Annotated in this window: 17 protein-coding genes, 1 tRNA gene and 1 pseudogene; 9 read left to right on the forward strand and 10 right to left on the reverse strand. The window is 72.5% G+C overall.

All coding sequences use genetic code 11. The features are described 5' to 3' along the window. Positions 1–54: 54 nt before the first annotated feature. Positions 55–906 (reverse strand): helix-turn-helix transcriptional regulator, encoded by an 852-nt coding sequence (locus IEJ02_RS02855; RefSeq protein WP_191063209.1) that lies wholly within the window; start codon positions 904–906, stop codon positions 55–57. A gap of 88 nt (positions 907–994) precedes the next feature. Here IEJ02_RS02855 and IEJ02_RS02860 point away from each other — a divergent pair, with 88 nt between their 5' ends. Beyond that, positions 995–1,834, forward strand: a complete 840-nt coding sequence (locus IEJ02_RS02860) for an SDR family NAD(P)-dependent oxidoreductase (RefSeq protein WP_191063210.1) — start codon at positions 995–997, stop codon at positions 1,832–1,834. A 43-nt stretch (positions 1,835–1,877) separates the two neighbouring features. On the opposite strand, the gene IEJ02_RS02865 is transcribed toward IEJ02_RS02860, so the two are convergent. Then, entirely contained in the window at positions 1,878–2,396 is a 519-nt protein-coding gene (locus tag IEJ02_RS02865) for a GNAT family N-acetyltransferase (RefSeq protein WP_191063211.1), read from the reverse strand. Then, complete coding sequence (locus IEJ02_RS02870) at positions 2,393–2,578, reverse strand: hypothetical protein (protein WP_191063212.1); 186 nt, start codon at positions 2,576–2,578, stop codon at positions 2,393–2,395. The genes IEJ02_RS02865 and IEJ02_RS02870 overlap by 4 nt, the downstream gene beginning before the upstream one ends. A gap of 101 nt (positions 2,579–2,679) precedes the next feature. Between IEJ02_RS02870 and IEJ02_RS02875 the strand changes: the two genes are divergently transcribed. The 4 genes from IEJ02_RS02875 to IEJ02_RS02885 all read left to right on the forward strand — a co-directional run bounded on the left by IEJ02_RS02875 (position 2,680) and on the right by IEJ02_RS02885 (position 5,799). Then, entirely contained in the window at positions 2,680–3,300 is a 621-nt protein-coding gene (locus tag IEJ02_RS02875; protein WP_191063213.1) for an ALF repeat-containing protein, read from the forward strand. A gap of 343 nt (positions 3,301–3,643) precedes the next feature. Further along, positions 3,644–3,970 (forward strand): hypothetical protein, encoded by a 327-nt coding sequence (locus IEJ02_RS02880; protein ID WP_191063214.1) that lies wholly within the window; start codon positions 3,644–3,646, stop codon positions 3,968–3,970. Then, positions 3,970–4,095: a hypothetical protein gene (locus IEJ02_RS49695; RefSeq protein ID WP_263407903.1), complete on the forward strand. Its 126-nt coding sequence runs from the start codon at positions 3,970–3,972 to the stop codon at positions 4,093–4,095. The genes IEJ02_RS02880 and IEJ02_RS49695 overlap by 1 nt, the downstream gene beginning before the upstream one ends. A gap of 582 nt (positions 4,096–4,677) precedes the next feature. Continuing rightward, complete coding sequence (locus tag IEJ02_RS02885) at positions 4,678–5,799, forward strand: asparaginase (protein WP_191063215.1); 1,122 nt, start codon at positions 4,678–4,680, stop codon at positions 5,797–5,799. 500 nt (positions 5,800–6,299) lie between these two features. Here the strand turns inward: IEJ02_RS02885 and IEJ02_RS02890 are convergent, their stop codons facing one another. After that, complete coding sequence (locus IEJ02_RS02890; RefSeq protein WP_191063216.1) at positions 6,300–6,791, reverse strand: hypothetical protein; 492 nt, start codon at positions 6,789–6,791, stop codon at positions 6,300–6,302. Between the two features lie 85 nt (positions 6,792–6,876). Continuing rightward, positions 6,877–6,948: transfer RNA gene (locus IEJ02_RS02895), tRNA-Val, on the reverse strand. 279 nt (positions 6,949–7,227) lie between these two features. Here IEJ02_RS02895 and IEJ02_RS02900 point away from each other — a divergent pair. From IEJ02_RS02900 to IEJ02_RS51340, 3 genes and pseudogenes are all read left to right on the forward strand, one after another. Continuing rightward, positions 7,228–8,571, forward strand: coding sequence for a coiled-coil domain-containing protein (locus tag IEJ02_RS02900; protein ID WP_137977779.1), 1,344 nt, complete (start codon positions 7,228–7,230; stop codon positions 8,569–8,571). A 63-nt stretch (positions 8,572–8,634) separates the two neighbouring features. Next, positions 8,635–8,877, forward strand: a complete 243-nt coding sequence (locus IEJ02_RS02905) for an FmdB family zinc ribbon protein (protein ID WP_191063217.1) — start codon at positions 8,635–8,637, stop codon at positions 8,875–8,877. A gap of 166 nt (positions 8,878–9,043) precedes the next feature. After that, a pseudogene (locus IEJ02_RS51340) lies at positions 9,044–9,598 on the forward strand (DUF4383 domain-containing protein); the annotation flags it as partial. 391 nt (positions 9,599–9,989) lie between these two features. Here IEJ02_RS51340 and IEJ02_RS02915 read toward each other — a convergent pair. The 3 genes from IEJ02_RS02915 to IEJ02_RS02925 all read right to left on the reverse strand — a co-directional run bounded on the left by IEJ02_RS02915 (position 9,990) and on the right by IEJ02_RS02925 (position 12,648). Beyond that, positions 9,990–10,652, reverse strand: coding sequence for an O-methyltransferase (locus IEJ02_RS02915; RefSeq protein ID WP_191063219.1), 663 nt, complete (start codon positions 10,650–10,652; stop codon positions 9,990–9,992). A 122-nt stretch (positions 10,653–10,774) separates the two neighbouring features. Next, positions 10,775–11,479, reverse strand: a complete 705-nt coding sequence (locus IEJ02_RS02920) for a response regulator (protein ID WP_191063220.1) — start codon at positions 11,477–11,479, stop codon at positions 10,775–10,777. Further along, positions 11,470–12,648 carry a sensor histidine kinase gene (locus IEJ02_RS02925; RefSeq protein ID WP_191063221.1) on the reverse strand — a complete coding sequence of 393 codons (1,179 nt, stop codon included), beginning with the start codon at positions 12,646–12,648 and terminating at the stop codon, positions 11,470–11,472. The genes IEJ02_RS02920 and IEJ02_RS02925 overlap by 10 nt, the downstream gene beginning before the upstream one ends. Before the next feature lie 133 nt (positions 12,649–12,781). Between IEJ02_RS02925 and IEJ02_RS02930 the strand changes: the two genes are divergently transcribed. After that, positions 12,782–13,405 carry a DedA family protein gene (locus IEJ02_RS02930; RefSeq protein ID WP_191063222.1) on the forward strand — a complete coding sequence of 208 codons (624 nt, stop codon included), beginning with the start codon at positions 12,782–12,784 and terminating at the stop codon, positions 13,403–13,405. Here the strand turns inward: IEJ02_RS02930 and IEJ02_RS02935 are convergent. Together IEJ02_RS02935 and IEJ02_RS02940 are read right to left on the reverse strand one after the other, a co-directional pair. Next, positions 13,374–14,234: an HAD family hydrolase gene (locus IEJ02_RS02935; RefSeq protein ID WP_191063223.1), complete on the reverse strand. Its 861-nt coding sequence runs from the start codon at positions 14,232–14,234 to the stop codon at positions 13,374–13,376. The genes IEJ02_RS02930 and IEJ02_RS02935 overlap by 32 nt on opposite strands. Next, positions 14,231–17,317, reverse strand: a complete 3,087-nt coding sequence (locus tag IEJ02_RS02940; protein WP_223863344.1) for a phosphoribosyltransferase — start codon at positions 17,315–17,317, stop codon at positions 14,231–14,233. Before IEJ02_RS02940 ends, IEJ02_RS02935 begins: the two co-directional genes overlap by 4 nt. Positions 17,318–17,543 lie beyond the last annotated feature (226 nt).

The following is a 17,543-nucleotide window of genomic DNA, read 5'->3' on the forward strand; positions in this document are numbered from 1 at the left end:
GCATCTGGGGCAGCGAGATCAGCTCGACCAACGACGTCACCAGACCGTCCGCACTCAGCCGGGTACGTCCATGCGCTGTGTGCCGATCACCGACAGCAGCCGCAGAGCCTCCTCCGCCGGGGAGCCGGGATCGGCCGTGTAGATCACGACTCGCTGGTCCCGGTCAGTGATGTCCAGGACATCGCAGTTGAGCGTGATGGGACCGATCAGGGGGTGCCGAAAGGTCTTGTGCGGGGCGGGTTCGACCGACATGTCGTACGCGTCCCACAGCCGGGCGAACTCCGCGCTGCCGGTGAGCAGATCCCTCACCAGGGTGGCCACTTCGGGGTCGTCGGGGTAGCGGGCGGCGGCGGCCCGCAGGTGCCGGGCCGCGGTACGTCCGAAAATGTCCATGCCGGACCGGCTGTACCACTGCCGCTCCCCCGCGCCCGAATCGAGGAAGGTACGGCGCAGGAAGTTGCGCTCGTGCCGGGGCAGGGCGGAGAAGTCCTCCAGGAGTGCGGCCGCCAGGTCGTTGTGGGCGATCACCTCGTAGGTCGCGGACAGGACGAGTGCCGCGGCGTGCGGGAGCCGCCGCAGCAGGTCCAGGATGCTCGGGCGCACCTCGCGGGACGGTCCTGCCGGCGGGGCGGGCGGGGCGCCGGCGAGGTAGTGCAGGTGGACGCGCTCGGCGTCCGACAGGCGCAGGGCACGGGTCAGACCGGCCAGCACCTCGCGCGAGGGGCGCGGGCCACGGGCCTGCTCCAGCCGCGTGTAGTACTCGGTCGAGATGTACGCCAGCTGCGCCACCTCCTCGCGCCGCAGCCCCGGGGTACGACGCCTCGGCCCGGCGGGCAGCCCCACATCGGCGGGGGTGATCCGCTCGCGCCTGCTGCGCAGGAAGCCGGCCAGCTCACGTCTGTCCATGCACTCCACTGTGCACGGGGCCGGCGGAGCCGATCCAGGTACCGCCGGTGCCTGGATGAGGTGCGCGGCCGGACACAGGCTCGTCGGCATGGACAACACCCGCACCACCGACACCACCCCCGCCGCCTCGGGCCTGCTGGCGGGCAAGGGCCTGCTGGCGGGCAAGGGCCTGCTGGCCGACAAGGTCGCCTTCATCAGCGGAGCCGGCCGCGGCATCGGCGCCGCCGCGGCACGGCTGTTCGCCCGGGAAGGCGCCCGGGTCCTGCTCGCGGCCCGCACGGAGGCCCAGCTCGAAGCGGTGGCCGAACAGATCCAGGCGGCGGGCGGCACCGCGGAGTACGCGGTGTGCGACCTGGCCGACGCGACCAGCGTGCGCGCCGCCGTCGACCGCACCGTGGAGGCGTACGGCCGACTCGACGTCGCCTTCAACAACGGGGCGCTCGGCACGCGGCGGATCGGCCCGATGGACCAGGCGCGGGAGGCGGACTTCGACGAGCAGTACAGCGTCAACCTCAAGGGCGTCTGGCTGGCCCTGGCCGCTCAGGTCGCCGCGATCAGGGCGACCGCCGGCACGGGCGCCATCGTCAACACCTCGTCCGTCGGCGGCTGGAGGGGCAACCCCGTACTGCCCGCGTACAGCGCGATGAAGCGGGGTGTCCACAGCCTCACCGAGTCGGCCGCCGTCGCCTACGGCCCGGAAGGCATCCGCGTCAACGCCATCGCCCCCGGCACCACGCTGACCGAGATGATGCGCGGCTGGGAAGCGGCATCGCCGGGCGTGATCGACCAGCTCAACGCGCGCACCCCACTGCGCCGCGCCGCCGAACCCGAGGAGGTCGCCGAGGCCGCCGCCTGGCTGCTGAGCGACCGCGCCTCCTACGTCACCGGAGTGGTTCTCTCCGTCGACGGCGGCATGCGGGCGTCGTGAGCCGAGGCCGGGTGCCGACAAGATCCGCCGCGGATCGGCGACGTCATCGTCCGATGCTCCGGTGCCATCGGATCTCGCCGTCGCGCCATTCGTCGGTGGCGGTGAGTCCGGCGGCGCCGGCGACGGCGGCGGATGCCCGGTGTTCGGGGTGGATGTGGGCGATGACGGTGTGCACCGGCTGCCGGCCGAGCCAGTCGACAAGCCCTCGGGCCGCTTCGGTGGCGATGCCTCTTCCCTGCCACGGGGTCCCCACCACCCAGGCGATCTCGGCGACGGGCCCGTGGCCGGAGGGGCTGACCGTCGCCTGGACGGTGCCCGTCAGACAGGACACGTCACGGAGCCGGATCACCCAGTTCAGCCAGGAGACGTCCGGATCGGGCGAGCCCGCGGTCATGCGCTGGTAGCGCGAGCGCAGGGCTTGCGGGGTGTCCGGAGCGCCGCCGATGAACAGGTGCAGGGCCGGGTCGGAGAGCACGGTGGCCATCTCCTCGGCGTGCCCGACGTGCAGCGGCAGCAGGTCCAGCCGCCTGGTGCTGATGCCCTGGGCCGCGAGGGTGCTCACGCCCCGACCGCCTGGGGGCGCTCGGCGTCGGCCGCGCGTTGGAGTCCGATGAGTCTGTCGGGGATGTCCACGGCCGGATCATAAGCCGGTCCGCCCCCGCCCCCTCGTCTGGTTTTCGGGCCGGACGAGGGGCGCAGCCGTTCGAACGCCTTCAGATACAGCGCGATCTGGTACAGCTCCACATCGCTGTCCGGTTTTCCGGAATAACCGATTCCTTATGCGATTTTCGCGCGCATGGCTGATCATCTGCATACCTGAAGTTCGAACACGGAGGCATATATTCATGAGACCGACGCGTGCCGCTCTGCTCGTCGTGGCCACCGCCCTGACCCCAGCCCTCCTCTTCACCGCCCCGGCGTTTGCCAACGGTTCGGCGGCCGTGACCACCGCCACGGCCGTGACCACCACCACGACCGTGGCGGCCACGTCAGACACCGCGGTGGACGAGATGTCGGAGGACGAACTGCGGGCCGCGATCGCCGCCATCCTGGCGGACGAGGACAGCGGCCGGGCGGTCGTCCGAGAGGCCAATGAGGCCCTCAACGGCACCGTGGATGACATGCGCACCTTCTTGAAGACCGGCTACCGACTGGCCCAGGCCGAGGACGACCGGGTCGCCATCGCCCGCATCCTCTACGCGGCAACGCGGAACAGTGACAAGCGAGTCATCGAGGAGGCCAACAAGCTCCTCGACAACGACTCCCCGGAGGAGATGCGCGCCTGGCTGGAGACCGGCTACCGACTGGCCCAAGCCGAGGACGACGCCGTCTACATAGCTCGCATGCTCGCGAACCCGGACATCAGCGATGCCCTCCGCGCCGCAGCCAACGCAGCCCTCGACGACGGCTCCCCGGAGACCCTGCGCCACTTCCGTGAGGTGGGGCAGTACGAGGTGGACGGCTAGGCCAAGCGGGGGCGCCCCCACCCGGCGCGCCTCACCGCCCGAGTCCACGAAACGGATGCGAAACGCAAGTCCGTCCCCTCTGGCCTACGGGCCGGAGGGGGCGTTTCGTACCGAACGCCCCGCGATTCCCAAGCTCAGGGCGCGGGTTCGATACCCGTCACCCGCTCCATAGCGAAGGCCCAGGTCAGCGACCTGGGCCTTGTTTGTTGTCTAGACCTCCCTAAGCCTCCGTGTCCGTTTCGCGCCATATACCGTTCCGCGCCCCAGCGACCGCGTTCACTCCCTCGGGCGCTCATCCGGACTGCCGATATCCTCGGCAGTCCTCATCGGACATGCTGGACCCATGAGCAGGTATGCAGCAGCGAAGCCGTACGTACTGCCGGAATCGCTCGCCGAGTTGAACGGGCCGACAACCGGCAGCGTCACCTTGCCGCGCCACATCGACTGGGGACCGCGCTACGTCTACGACCTGGCCGACGAAGCAGACTTCCGGCTGATGTACGAGCGCGTCATCCGCGAGGCCCAGACGCGCGACGACCTCAAGACTTATCTGCACACCACGCCTCTGCGAGAAGTGTGGCGAGACTTGTTCCTGCCCTCCCCAATCCGGGCAGCCTGGGAAGCTCGCTTCCCCGAACTCCGCGGGTCCAGCACGACGGCAGCTGCCTAGTGGACGAGCTGCACCGCCAACTGATCCGCATCGGACTGGATGCTCTCGCCGAGGACTACGGATACGCCCTCGCAGGCGGCTACGCCGTCCAGGCCCACCACATCGTCAACCGTGGCTCGCTTTAGGCTGCCGACCGTGGCTCTGGCTGCTTGGCCGCCTGGCGTCCCAAAACGACTCGGCCGCTGATTGGGACGTGCGAACAGGATCGCTGTGTAGGGCCAACGGACAAGCGTCGCTGCTTCTTTCGTTGCCAGTCTGGCATCTGGAAGCACTGTGGGCACGGTTTTCGCCTGTGGTTCACGGCTAAATCCATGGCTACGACCGTGCAACCGCCCGCATCACAGCCAGGCCCCGACTGCCGGTGCGTGATCGTCCTCCCGGGGTCGGCACGGTCGTCGTATCACCCGACGCGCCCCTGGGGAGTGCCCAGCCATCACGCCCCCAACCGCCGCAGGTTGGTGGTTCGCCGCGGCCGAGCGGGCGACACGGCGGGCACGGCTGTCGGGGCCGCGGGTGAGGAGGGAACAGGGCGGGTCTCCGGCGTGCGGGGCGATGACGCTCGAACTCGACATGGTGTGCGAGTCGTGCCGCAATCATCTGTTCACGATCACCGAATTCCCGAGAAACATGCATGCGGAATGTTTCTTTCCGCCGCATCCGTCCAGGTCGTGGCAGTGCACATCCCGCCGAGGAGAAGAACGCCGCCCATGCGCATGCTCACCCGCCGTTCCACCGTGCTGCTCACCCTCCTGACCGCCGCCGTCGGCACGACCGCGCCGGTCGCCGGCGCGGAACAGGAGAAGAAGGCCCTTCCGAAGGTCGCCGTCATCGGCACGGGAGGCACCATCGCCGGTGTCAGCAAGAGCCGGGTGTCCTTCCAGGACTATGAGGCGGGCAAGCTGCCGATAGCGAAGCTCGTCGGCGACCTCAAGCCGGAGGTGGACTCCGTCGCCGACGTCACCACGGAGCAGTTCGGCAACAAGGGCTCCAGCGGCTACTCGATCGCCGACTACCGCCGGCTGACTGCCACGGTCGACGCCCAGTTGGAGAAGAACGACGCGGCCGTCGTCACCACCGGCACCGACACGATGGAGGAGTTCGCGTACTGGCTGGATCTGACGGTCCGCAGCGACAAGCCCGTGATCCTCACCGGCGCCATGCGCCCGTGGACGGTGATCGGCACGGACGCCCCCGCGAACCTCTACAACGCCATCCACCTGGCCGCCAGCCGGAAGACGACCTGCTACGGCACCGTGCTGATGCTCAACGACCAGATCCAGGCCGCCCGCGAGGTCCGTAAGACCAACGCCCTGCGGATGGACACCTTCACCAGCGGGGACAGCGGTGAGCTCGGCGTCATCGACCAGGACAACATCCGGCTGAACCGGGCCCCCGCCCGGGTCCAGAAGTGCGGGAAGAAGACCTGGAAGACGCCGTTCGACCTCGACCGGATCGCCAAGAAAGCGCTGCCGAAGGTCGAGATCGCTTACAGCTACCAGGACGCGAGCGGTGACGCCGTCAAGGCGTTCGCCGACTCCGGCGCGGACGGCGTGGTCACCGCCGGAACCGGCGCGGGCGGCATCTCCCCGGCCATGTCGAAAGCGCGCGAGGACGCCGTCAAGAACGGTGTGCTGTTCGCCTCCACGACCCGCACCGGCAACGGCTCCGTCTACGACGACCACACCGACGGCGTCATCGGAGCGGAGGACCTGACCGCGCAGAAGGCCCGTCTGCTGCTCCTCCTCTCGCTCGCCGCGACGGATGACCAGAGCCAGATCCGGAAGTGGTTCGCCACCCTGGGCACCGCGCAGTTCATCACCCGGCGGTAGGGGTCAACTTCGCGCAGCTGCGGGCGACGGTACCGGCGAAAGCCCGGCTGCGGAGGGAGCGCGTCCCAGCGGTCCGAGGGCTACGTCTGGGCCGCACTTGAAGTCAAGGTCTGCAGCACCAAGGGCAGCTTCCCCGTCTCCAACAGTCCGTGGGCGCTCTCGTACAAGGATGGAGCACGCATCGAGCCGTCCAGTGTGACGTACGACGACTTCCCCCGGCCGGAGTTCCCCATCGACGCCACGCTCACAGACGGCCGCTGCATCAAAGGGAAGCAGGAGTTCCCGATGGTCAGCGTTTTGTGCTGACGTTGCTGACGGTCAGTGGGGATCTGGTCCGTCCGCAGGGGTGTGAAGAGAGGGGTGCACACGGTATGTGGTCGTCTCCGCGCGGCCGCGGCGGCGGGTCTGGCTGCCCGACTCGGATCGGAGGTAGCCGTGTGACTCGAGAAGCGCGAGGGCCGGGTCGACCTGGGCGACGGTGCGGAAGCGGCGGGAAGCGGCTACGGCGTCGCGGCGCTTGATCCCGGCGGACCGTGATGACGTTGGTGTCGAAGTCGACGTTCTGCCAGCGCAGTCCGCACAGTTCGCCGCGGCGGCAGCCGGTGACCATGATGAGGAAGAGCAGCGTGCCCCAGTCGAGGTCGTGTCGGGCCGAGCTTGGCCGCCTGGAGTTCGCCGAAGGTGGGCTTGAGGTACTGGTCGATGGCGATGACGTAGCGGTCACGGGTGCTCTCCTCGATGCGGGCGACGTCCATCCACAGGTCGAGCAGCTTGGTGACCGTGATCTTCCCTTTGGGGTGACGCTGCTCGTCGACCTTGGCCAGCAGGCGCGTGCGGGCCTTCTCGGCTTCGGGCAGGGTGGCGGCCTGCTCGTGGAGGTAGAGCGGCTTCTTCGTGAGCGGGTCGGTGCCCGCGTAAACGCGGATCTGGAAGCCGGCCCCGTTGGGGCGGATGCTGCCGCGCGGGCGGCGTGTGGACTGGGTGTTCGCCATGGCTGCGGAACCTGTCCATGGTTAATGCCATGGCTACGGCGAACAGCGCGGGCCGCCGAAGCGGGATCCGCGCTGGTCCAGAGGGTGGGCGCAGACGGGTTCGAACCGCCGACATCTGCCTTGTAAGGGCAGCGCTCTACCGCTGAGCTATGCGCCCCAGGGGAGCTGTCAGCCTACAGGGTTTCCGGGGTGGTGCCGCAATTGTGGGGAGGAGGCCGCGGAGGGGCGGGCTGGAGGTGGAGAAGTCCGGAGATCGCGAACCGGACCGAGCGCTGTGCTCGTCAGTGTCGGGTGGGAGAATGACATTCGGACCTGGGCGATCCATCGGGAGCGGGAAGTGGCGGCGTCATCTGCAGAGTCTGCGCGTCCAACGCGCCGTCCGCGTCGTCCGGCCGACCGTGTTGCCCCGGTCGCCGCTTTTGCCCGGCTCGTCCGTGTGCGTCGGTCGCGTCCGTCGCGTGGTTCCTCCGTGCTCGGGCTGGTGTTGCTGCCCGTGCCGTTGCTGGTCGCCGTGGGGTCGTTGTCGTTTGCCGGTGGGGGCGGGGGGCGGCGGTGGTTCGGGGGGCGGGGGGAGAGTCAGCGGGCGGAGGCGCAGGCGGCGAAGGACGCCGCCGCGGCGGCGTTCTACGAGCTGGACACCGCGCAGCGGGATCTGCGGATCTCCATCGAGACGATCACCGCCGTGGACGATTCGCCCGCCGCGCGCCGGACCGCGGCCGACTTCTCGGCGCTGGAGCGACGGATCGACCAGGTCAGCCAGGACTACATCACGGCGGTGGACGCCCATGATCTGGATCGGGACGATCTGGACGCGGCGACGGCCTCCCGGGCCCGTGCCGATCTGACCAGGGCGAAGGACGCGCTGGAGCGGACGAAGGCGGATCTGGACCGGTTCGCGCAGGGGCTGGGGCCGCTGCTGGAGCAGGCCGAGACGCGGCTGGCGCGGCTGGCGCCGGCGGTGGAGCGGGCGCGGCAGGCGCTGCTCGCGGCGAGTAACGCGCTGGACGCGGTGCGTGCGTCGGGGCTGCGGGCGGACGATCTGGCGGCCCGGCTGGCGGCGCTGTCGCCCGAGTTGACCAAGCTCAACCAGGGGGCCGGGCAGCACGGTGTGCAGGAGACCCTGCGGCGCGCCGATGATGTGCTGCGCAGGGCCGAGGCGGTGCGCGGGGAGGCCGAGCGGCTGCCGGAGCGGGCGACGGAGATCGACAAGCGGCTGGTGTCCCTGCGCACCCGCGCCCAGGCGATCACCACCCGGGCCGCCGGGGTCGAGCCCGTCCTCAGCGAGCTGCGCCGCCGCTACACCGCGGCCTGCTGGCAGGATCTGCAGCCCGTCCCCGCGCAGGCGGCGCGGGATGTGGCGCAGGCCGAGGAGAAGCTCAAGGAGGCGCAGGCGGCGCGCGAGGAGCAGCGCTGGCCGGACGCCACCGCGCTGCTGGCCACCGTACGGGCGCTGCTGAACAGTACGGACGAGGCCGTCTCGGCGGCCGGGGACCGGCTGCGGCGGCTGGACGAGGTGTCGTACGACCAGCAGAAGGAGATCGAGCGCACCCGGTTCGCGATCCGCGACGCACAGCGGCTGGCCATGGCCGGGCGCAGCACCCCCGATCCCCGCCACGCGCGCCCGCTGGACGACGCCGTGGAGCGCCTCGACCGGGCCATCGCCGGCCTTGAGGGGCGGCATCCGGACTGGTGGCACTTCCTCTCCGAGACCGAGGCCGTACGGCAGACCGCCGCCCGGGTCGTCCAGGAGATCCGGGACGAGCGGGGCGGGGGGCATTGAGCCCGCGCGAAGCCCCGGCTCATTCGGGGGGCTGACCTGCGGTTCGGCGGTTATGCTCCTGCCATGCCTCGCTATGAGTACCGCTGCCGCGCCTGCGGCACCACCTTCGAGCTGAACCGGCCCATGGCCGAGTCCTCCGCTCCCGCGTCCTGCCCGGACGGGCACGGCGACACGGTGAAGCTGCTCTCCACCGTGGCCGTCACCGGCGCCGCGTCCTCGTCGTCCTCCGCCTCCCCTTCCTCGGCCCGGCCCCCGTCCGGCGGGGGTGGCGGTGGCGGCTGCTGCGGTGGCGGTTGCTGCGGTTGAGCCTTCAGGGGGCGGGGCGGATCCTGGAGATACGTGCCCGTGCCGCGCCTTCCGATCGTGCGCGCGCACGCCGTGTACGCGACGGTGACGTGGCGTTCCACGGGTACGGCCTCGACCGCGACGAGCGCGCGGCCGAGGTCCGGCGCCAGCAGCAAGGAGGCCGGAGATGGCTACGGGCCGCCCCTCCCCCATCGGTCCTCATCCCGCCGGAGTCGCACGGCACTTCCCGGAGCGGATCGGCGCGCACACCACGCTCGATGAGCATCTGCCCGTCGATCACCGGCTCAGCAAGGTCTATCGCGTCGGCGCCGGGCTCATGGGGCTGGTGCTCGTCGCCTTCGGCATCCTGGGCCTGGTCCACCGGGTCGGCTTCTTCGACACCGGCGCGAACACGGTCGCCGGACTCAACACCAACGGCACGCTGAGCGTGCTCTCCATCGTCATCGGGCTGCTGCTGTTCATCGGCATGCTCATCGGCGGCAACTTCGCCTCGTCGCTCAACATGGTGCTCGGGCTGCTCTTCCTGCTGAGCGGGTTCGTCAATCTGGCGCTGCTGGAGACCCCGTACAACTTCCTGGCGTTCCGGATGCAGAACGTGCTGTTCAGCTTTGTGGTGGGGCTGCTGCTGATGTGGTTCGGGATGTACGGACGGGTCAGCGGCGGGCTGCCGCATGACAATCCGTACTGGGTGACCCGCCACCCCGAGCAGGCCGAGCGCGAGGCCGCCCACGCGCGTGAGCTGGTCGCGGCGCGGGAGCGGGCCGCCGAACGGGGCGGTACGGCCGTCCAGGTCCAGCCCGGCGCCCCGCTCACACCCGAGGTCCCGGGCGCCCCGGGTGGGCCGGGCGCCCCGCCGGGCGCCCCCGGTGGGCCGGGCGCCCCCGGTGGGCCGGGCGCCCCCGGTGGGCCGGGCGCCCCCGGTGGGCCGGGCGCCCCCGGTGGGCCGGGCGCCCCCGGTGGGCCCCTTGAACGGTCCGGTCAGCCGCCCGGCAAGTGGGGCAAGCTGGATCAGCCCGGTGGCACCGAGCAAGCCCAGCCCGCCGAGCCCACCGGCCGGCCCGGGACCCCCGGGCGCTGGGCCCGGGTCCGGCAGCGGATCCGCGGCCGGCGGCTCAGCTGACCCGGCGCGCGAGCGTCAGGCCGTCGGCGACGGTGAGCATGACCGCCTCCATCCGAGCGTCCGCCGCCACATGGTCGTTGAACGCCTGGATCGCGGCGCCCCCGGGCGAGGGCGCCGCCTCGATGACCTGCGCGTGGTAGAAGACGTTGTCCGCGACGATCAGACCGCCCGGGTTCATCCGCGGGACCAGCTCCTCCCAGTACGGGATGTAGTTCTGCTTGTCCGCGTCGAGATAGGCGAGATCGATATGGGGCTCGGCGGGCATCGCGCGCAGCGTGTCCAGCGCGGGCGCGATCCGCAGGTCGATGCGGTCCTCGACACCGGCCTTGGCCCACGCCTTCCGCCCGTACGCCGTCCACTCCTCCGACACATCGCAGGCGATCAGCCGGCCGTCGGCGGGCAGCGCCTGGGCCATGGCCAGCGCGGAGAAGCCGGTGAAGGTGCCGACCTCCACGATGTGGCGGGCGCCGACCAGCCGGACCAGGAAGGCCAGCAGCGGGGCCTGCTCCTCGGCGGACTGCATCCCGGCGTGGCCGGGGAGGTTGCGGTGGGTGACCTCGACGAGCTCGCGCAGGACCGGGTCGAGCGGCGGATTGTGCCGCAGGACGTAGTCGTACAGCTCGGCCGTGATCGGTGTGCTCTTGCTCTCGGCCATCACGGCCTCCCTTTTCGGCTCCTGGGCTCCCCGACCGGTTCCGTCCCGATCTATGCCGATCTATTTCGATCCGATCAGCTCGGTCCGTCCCGATCCGTTCGGCTTCAGCTTCAGCTTCACCTTCAGCTTCCCAGATAGCGCAGTACGGCGAGCACCCGGCGGCTGTACCCCGCGTTCCCCGGCAGCTCGAGCTTCTCGAAGATGGCGTTGATGTGCTTCTCGACCGCGCTGCGGGACACATACAGCCGCTCGGCGATCGCCGCGTTGGCGTGCCCCTGTGCCATCGCGTCGAGCACCTCCCGCTCGCGCGGGGTGAGGCGGCCCAGCGGATCGGTGCGGGTGGAGCGTGCGAGCAGTCTGCGGACGACCTCCGGGTCGAACGCGGCGCGGCCCGTGGCGACCCGTTCCAGCGCGTCGAGGAACTCGTCGACCTGCACCACCCGGTCCTTGAGCACATAGCCGACTCCCCCGGACCGCGCGCCGGAAGGCCCGGCCCCGTCAGCCCTCTCGTCAGCCCCCTCCGCGGCCCCCTCCCCTGTCAGCAGCTCCGTCGCGTACCGCTTCTCCACGTACTGCGACAGCACCAGCACGCCCACCCCCGGCCACCGCCGCCGGATCTCCAGCGCCGCCCGCAGCCCCTCGTCCGTATGCGTCGGCGGCATCCGTACGTCCACCACCACCGCGTCCACGTCCGGTGCCGCCTCGACCGCCGCCACCAGCGCGGCGCCGTCCCCCACCGCCGCCACCACCTCGTGCTCCTCCTCGGCGAGCAGCCGCACCAGGCCCTCGCGGAGCAGGGTCGAGTCATCGGCCAGGATCACCCGCACGGCACACCGCCCAGGGACGGGGCGGGCAGCTCCGCGGTGACGGTGGTGGGGCCGCCGGGCGGGCTCACCACGCTCAGCCGGCCGTCGAGGGCGGCGACCCGGCGGGCCAGGCCGAGCAGACCGCCGCCCGCCGGGTCGGCGCCGCCGGTGCCGTCGTCGGTGACGCGGACGGTCAGCGTGCCCGGGGCCACGGCCGTCAGCGCGACGTCGATCCGGTCCGCGCCCGAGTGCTTGAGCGCGTTGGTCAGCGCCTCCGCCACCACGAAGTACGCGGCGGTGCGCACCGCCGTGACCGGCTCGGCCGTGAGCCCGTAAGTGAGCCGTACGGGGATGGCCGAGCGCTCGGCGACCGTCTCCAGGGCGATCCGCAGCCCGGCCTCGTCCAGCGCGGTCGGATAGACCCGCCAGGCCACCTCGCGCAGCTCGTCCAGCGCCTGGCGGCTCTCCTCGTGGGCCTGCGTCAGCAGGGCGCGCGCCTTGGCCTGGTCCTGGCTGCGGCGGGCCCGGCCGAGCAGCATGCCGAGCGCCACCAGCCGCTGCTGTACGCCGTCGTGGAGATCGCGCTCGATGCGGCGCCGTTCGTCGTGGACCGCCTCGACGACCCCGGCGCGGCTGGCGGCCAGCTCCTCGATGCGGTGCCGCAGCGCGTCCTGGGTCTCGGGGCCGAGGACGCCGCGCGCCAGCCGCGCCTCGAGGTCGGCCACGCCGAAGACCCCCTGGACGGCGAGGAACAGCAGGAAGAGGCCACCGACACCGCTGGTCACGACGGTGACCAGGTCGTGGAAGGCGAAGCCGAGCAGCCGGCCCCAGAGGAGGAAGGTGCCGTAGGCGATGCCGATGAGCCCGGCCAGCAGCACGAGACCGCCGAGCAGCCCCACGGCGGTGCGCGCCGCGAGATAGCGCAGCGCCTGGCGGCCGCCGTAGTCGGAGGTGACCTCGAGGTCCAGGAACCGGGCCAGTCTGCGGCGCTCCAGCTCGGTCAGCCGCGCCGCGCCCGCCGTGAACGGCCGCAGGACGCACCGCCGCGCGCCCGGCCAGCCCACGGCCAGCAGGGTCAGCCCCACCGCCGTCAGGAACGGCAGCGCGACGAGCGCCGTACCGGCCCCCGCCAGCAGCCCGGCGGCGAGCCGCGCCGCGCGCCGCGGCCATCTCCCCGTAGTGGCACCCATGGTGGAAACGCTAGCGGCCGGGGGCGGCCGGGACACTGAGGATTTCCGCAGGTTGCCGGTGCGGTGGACGGCCGGGGAACCGGACGGTCGGCCTCATGGCCGCCGGGTGCGGCCGGTTCCTAGCGTTCCGGCCATGACTGATCGGATCACCGACTGGGCCACCGGCCTGATGGACGCCCTCGGGGCGCCGGGCGCGGGCGCCGCCATCGCCCTGGAGAACCTCTTCCCGCCGCTGCCCAGCGAGGTGATCCTGCCGCTCGCCGGGTTCGCGGCGGGGCAGGGGCGGATGAGCCTGGTGGGCGCGCTGCTGTGGACCACCGCCGGTTCGGTCCTGGGCGCGCTCGCGCTGTACGGGGTGGGCGCGCTGCTCGGCCGGGAGCGGACCGTCGCGATCGCCGAGCGGCTGCCGCTGGTCAGGCCCGCCGATATCGACCGGACCGAGCGCTGGTTCGGGCGCCACGGCACCAAGGCGGTCTTCTTCGGCCGCATGGTGCCGATCTTCCGCAGCATGATCTCGGTCCCGGCCGGTATCGAGCGGATGCCCCTCCCGGTCTTCCTCGTCCTGACCACCCTCGGCAGCGCGATCTGGAACTCCGGGTTCGTCCTGGCGGGTTACGCGCTGGGGGACAACTGGCGCGACGTCACGGACTACGTCTCGGTCTACTCGAAGGCGGTGCTGGGCGCGGCCGCGCTCGCGGTGCTGGGATGGGTGGCGGTACGGCTGCTCAGTCCCGGCCGCGGGAGACGGCGCGGATGATCTGGCTGCGGGCGCGCGCCCAGGTGACGGAGGAGCGCTCGCCCAGGGCACGGACGATGGCCTCGCCCGCCGCGACGCCCTTCTCCTCGACCACGGTCAGCTGGGGCGCCGACCAGCCGATGTCGGCCAGTTCGCCGTGGCCGGGGCGCCAGGCGCGGTCGGCCGCGAGCAGCAGATCGGTGTCGAGCAGCGAATCGCCCGCGGCGAGCACCTCGTCGGCTCCGGTGCGGCTCTTGATCTCGGCGACGGCCGCGCTCTTGGTGAGCGGCTTGGGCACGGCGTAGATCTTGCGGCCCTGAAGGGAGACCGTCCAGCCGCGCGGGTCGGCCCACTGGGTGAGCTCCTTGACGTACCCCTCGGGCAGCAGCTCCCGCCGCACCACGAGATAGGCGAACAGCTCCTCGGCCACCCGCTCCTTGAGCAGCCAGGCGGGGTCGGCGGTGGCGCTGAGGTGGGCGCGCACCTCCTCCAGGGGGGCGCATCCGTCGTCGAGGGCGCCGCGCACCCGCTGGTGCCAGTCGGCGTCGGGCTCGCCGTCGACCAGCAGCTGGCCGCCGTTGGCGCAGATCGCGAAGCGGGGGGCGGGGCCGGGGAGGCGGATGCGGCGGTACTGCTCGACGGTACGGGTGGTCGTGGGGACGAAGACGGAGGTGCGGACCAGCTCGGCGAGCAGCCCGGCGGCGGTCTCGGTCAGGTACGACAGCGGCTTGCCCTCGTACGTCTCGACGCACAGCAGCCGCGGGGCCTCGGCGTCCGGCATCTCGAGGCCGAGCGCGGCCGCGGAGTAGATCAGGGTGCGGTCGAGGTCGCTTGCCACCAGAACGCTCATCGTGCCGCCACCGTTCTCTCGTCTCTGTTGGCGGCGATGCCCGCCGTGTTCGCCTTGTCGGCCGTCTTGTCGGAGGCCGTGCCGACCGTCTTTCCGTCGGCCCCGGTGGCGCCCCGGGTGTAGCGCGGGTGGATCAGCCCGACGCAGGTGTACGGGAGGTCGTCGGCCTCCTCGACCGGCACTCCGCGCTGCTCGGCGAGCAGCCGCACATGGTCCAGGTCCGCGCCCGCGCCGCGCTGGGCGAGGATCTTCCACGGGACGCGGCGCAGCAGCACCCGGGTGGTCTCGCCGACGCCCGGCTTGACGAGGTTGACGTCGTGGATGCCGTACTCCTGGCTGATCCGCTCGACCGCGGCCCAGCCCTCCCAGGTGGGGGTGCGGTCGGTGGCCGCGAGCCGCTCGGCGTCGGCCAGGGCCGCCTCGGCGACCTCGGCGAAGCGGGCCGAGACGGTGTCCAGGAAGTGCTCCGAGACGTCCGAGCCGGCGAGTTCGCGGTAGTACTTCGCGCCGTGGAAGTCGTTCGGGCCGACGAGGTCGGCGCGGAGCACGGTACGCGATATCAGCCCGGAGACGGTCGAGTTGAGGCACGCGGAGGGGACGAGGAAGTCGTCACGGGTGCCGTAGGTGTCCACACAGCGGCCGGGGTCGGCGAGGACGGCGATCCGCGGATCGAAGTCCGGGTACGGGGCGAGGGCGTCCGACAGCTCGCGGGTGATGGCGCCCTTGCCGGTCCAGCCGTCGACGAAGACGACGTCGGCCGGGTCGTGGTGGTCCGCCAGCCAGCGCAGCGCGGCCGTGTCGATGCCGCGGCCGCGCACGATGGAGATCGCGTAGTGCGGGAGGTCCAGCCCGTGGGCGTGGCGCGCCCAGCGGCGCATCAGCACCCCGACGGGGGTGCCGGCGCGGGCGAGCGAGACGAGGACGGGGCGCGGGGAGCGCTCGGCGAGCACGGTCTCGGTGACCGCGCCGACCGCGCGGGCGATCCGGGCGGCGGAGGTGTCGAGGGCGGCCCGGAACAGCTCCTGGTAGCGCTCGCTCGGCTGGTACTCCACGGGCAGCGACTCGGCGTAGTGCGCGCCCCCGCTCTGGATCGCCTCCTCCCGCTCCTCGGTGGGCGCTTCGAGGGTGACGTGGGAGAAGTCCTGGAGCAGCCAGCCCACCTCTTCGGGGGCGTAGGACGAGAAGTCCGGCCCGCGCAGGGGCTCGTACGACGGTCGGTGCATGGGCGGTGCCTGTCGTTCGGGGACGGTGCGGGGGGTGCGGGGGGTGGGTGGGGTCTGGGGGCGGTAGGACGGCACCACGGCCAGCACCAGCCGGTCCGTGTGCGCGCTCAGGCCGGCGAGCAGCCCGTCGGGGGCGTGCAGCGCGGGCGTGTCGGCGGTCGAGTCGACGACGGCGACGACGGCGTCGAAGCGGCGGCCGGGGTCGGCGCCGGGCGCCACGTTGTAGGCGTAGCGGGGCCCGGGGCCGTCGGCGGGCTCGTCGTGCGCGGGGAAGGTCAGCCGGGTCCTGATGGCGTACCCGGGGTCGTCGACGGCGAGCACAGGCGAGCGGGTGGTCGTCGAATACCGCACCTCGACGCCGTCGAGCGCCTCGTCCAGCGCCTCCGCGATCCGCAACGGCGCGTACATCAGCTCCTCGAACCCGAGGACGAGGACGCGACGGAGGGGGCGGGGCGGGGCGGGGGCGCCACCGGCGCCGGGGCCGCCCGCTTCACCGCCCGGCCCGCCCAGGGCGGGCGCGGCCCGGCATGAGGTTGCCGCCGGGCCGTCAGCAGGCGCGGCCGGTGCGTCTGGCGCGGCCGGTGCGGCCGGTGCGGCCGCGTGGCCCGGCGCAGCCGGATCGCCCGGCGCAGCCGCATGGCCCAGCGCAGCCGAATCGCCCGGCGCAGCCGCATGGCCCAGCGCAGCCGAATCGCCCGGCGCAGCCGCATGGCCCAGCGCAGCCGAATCGCCCGGCGCAGCCGCATGGCCCAGCGCAGCCGAATCGCCCGGCGCAGCCGCATGGCCCGGTGCGGCAGGCGCGGCAAGCGCGCCCGGGTCGTCCGGCGCAGCCGGTGCATCTGGCGCGGTAAACGCGCCCGCGTGGTCCGGGGTCGGCGCGGTGTGTCCCGCGGGCGCCGCCGGGGCGGTACCGGCCGGCGCGGCAGAGGCGTCCGGCGATTCCCCCAGCGCCGCCGCGAGGCGGGTGGCCATGGCGGGGAGGGCCGCTTCGAGGCGGGTGCGGTGGGCGGGGGTGAAGCCGTGGCGGCCGCCATCCGGAAGCCCCTCGGGCCAGCCGAGGTCCACGCGGACGGCGGAGGTGTCCGCGTGGAGGGCGGAGTCCGCGTGGAGGGCGGCGGCGCCCTTACGGCGCCCGACGGCGGCCTCACGGCCCTCGGCGGCGCCCTTACGGCGCCCGACGGTGGCCTCACGGCCCTCGGTGGCGGCCTCACGGCCCTCGGCGGCCGCCTCATGCGCGGCCACCAGCTCCGCGCCGCGCTCCAGGACGTCGTCGGGCAGGTGAACCGCTCCGGCCGCGGCGGCGACCAAGTCGACGCGGGCGCCGAGGTCGGCCGCGAAGGCGTCCAGGCGGGCGCGGTCCTCGGACGAGCGCATGTCCACCAGGGCGACCACCACATAGTGGTCGCGGGGGAAGCGGCGGTGGAGGGCGGCGATGGTGTTGAGGACCGTACGGCCGGTGGAGAACTCGTCGTCCACGAGGACCAGCGGTCCCGTCGAGGCCAGGAACCCGGGGTCCTCGGGGAGCAGCAGATGGGAGGTGGCGTGGCTGTGCTCCTCCTCGAAACCGCCCACCGTGGCGACGCCCGGGACCGGGCGGCGGGTGGAGTGGAGGTACGGGGCGAGGGCGAGCCCGTCGGCCACGCTGTGGCCGAGGCCGGTGGCGGTCTCCGCGTATCCGAGCACCACCGCGCGCGCCGCCGCCTCATCGCCCAGCAGCTCCCGCACCCGGCGGCCGAGCCGCACGCCCGCGCCGTGGACGGTGGCGGGGCGCTGCGGGACGTGCTTGCCGAGCACGTTGGAGACCAGCAGATGGGCCCGCTTGGGGTTGCGCCGCAGGGCCAGCCCCAGCAGCTCGCGCAACCGCGCGCCGCCGTCGCCGTCGCCGTTGCGGCTGCCGACGCCGTCGCCGTTCCGGCTGCCGACACCGTCCTGGTCGCCGTCGCCGTCGCAGCCCCCGGCCCCGGCCCCGGCCCAGGTCCCGGTCCCGGCCACGCCCAGCCGTACTCCGAGCCGGTCCGCGACCCACTGTCCCGACCACACGTTGCCCACGCTCACGCCGCTCACGCCGCCCTGCGCCTCGTTTCCC

The sequence above is a fragment of the Streptomyces sp. 5-10 genome, from assembly GCF_014712245.1.
GTDB lineage: Bacteria > Actinomycetota > Actinomycetes > Streptomycetales > Streptomycetaceae > Streptomyces > Streptomyces violaceusniger.

Coding starts and splice junctions, on each gene's coding strand:
- IEJ02_RS02875 (WP_191063213.1), top strand. CDS start 2,680: ATGAGACCGACGCGTGCCGCTCTGCTCGTCGTGGCCACCGCCCTGACC.
- IEJ02_RS02855 (WP_191063209.1), bottom strand. CDS start 906: ATGGACAGACGTGAGCTGGCCGGCTTCCTGCGCAGCAGGCGCGAGCGG.
- IEJ02_RS02915 (WP_191063219.1), bottom strand. CDS start 10,652: ATGGCCGAGAGCAAGAGCACACCGATCACGGCCGAGCTGTACGACTAC.
- IEJ02_RS02925 (WP_191063221.1), bottom strand. CDS start 12,648: ATGGGTGCCACTACGGGGAGATGGCCGCGGCGCGCGGCGCGGCTCGCC.
- IEJ02_RS02885 (WP_191063215.1), top strand. CDS start 4,678: ATGCGCATGCTCACCCGCCGTTCCACCGTGCTGCTCACCCTCCTGACC.
- IEJ02_RS02880 (WP_191063214.1), top strand. CDS start 3,644: ATGAGCAGGTATGCAGCAGCGAAGCCGTACGTACTGCCGGAATCGCTC.
- IEJ02_RS02905 (WP_191063217.1), top strand. CDS start 8,635: ATGCCTCGCTATGAGTACCGCTGCCGCGCCTGCGGCACCACCTTCGAG.
- IEJ02_RS02890 (WP_191063216.1), bottom strand. CDS start 6,791: ATGGCGAACACCCAGTCCACACGCCGCCCGCGCGGCAGCATCCGCCCC.
- IEJ02_RS02930 (WP_191063222.1), top strand. CDS start 12,782: ATGACTGATCGGATCACCGACTGGGCCACCGGCCTGATGGACGCCCTC.
- IEJ02_RS02935 (WP_191063223.1), bottom strand. CDS start 14,234: ATGAGCGTTCTGGTGGCAAGCGACCTCGACCGCACCCTGATCTACTCC.
- IEJ02_RS02860 (WP_191063210.1), top strand. CDS start 995: ATGGACAACACCCGCACCACCGACACCACCCCCGCCGCCTCGGGCCTG.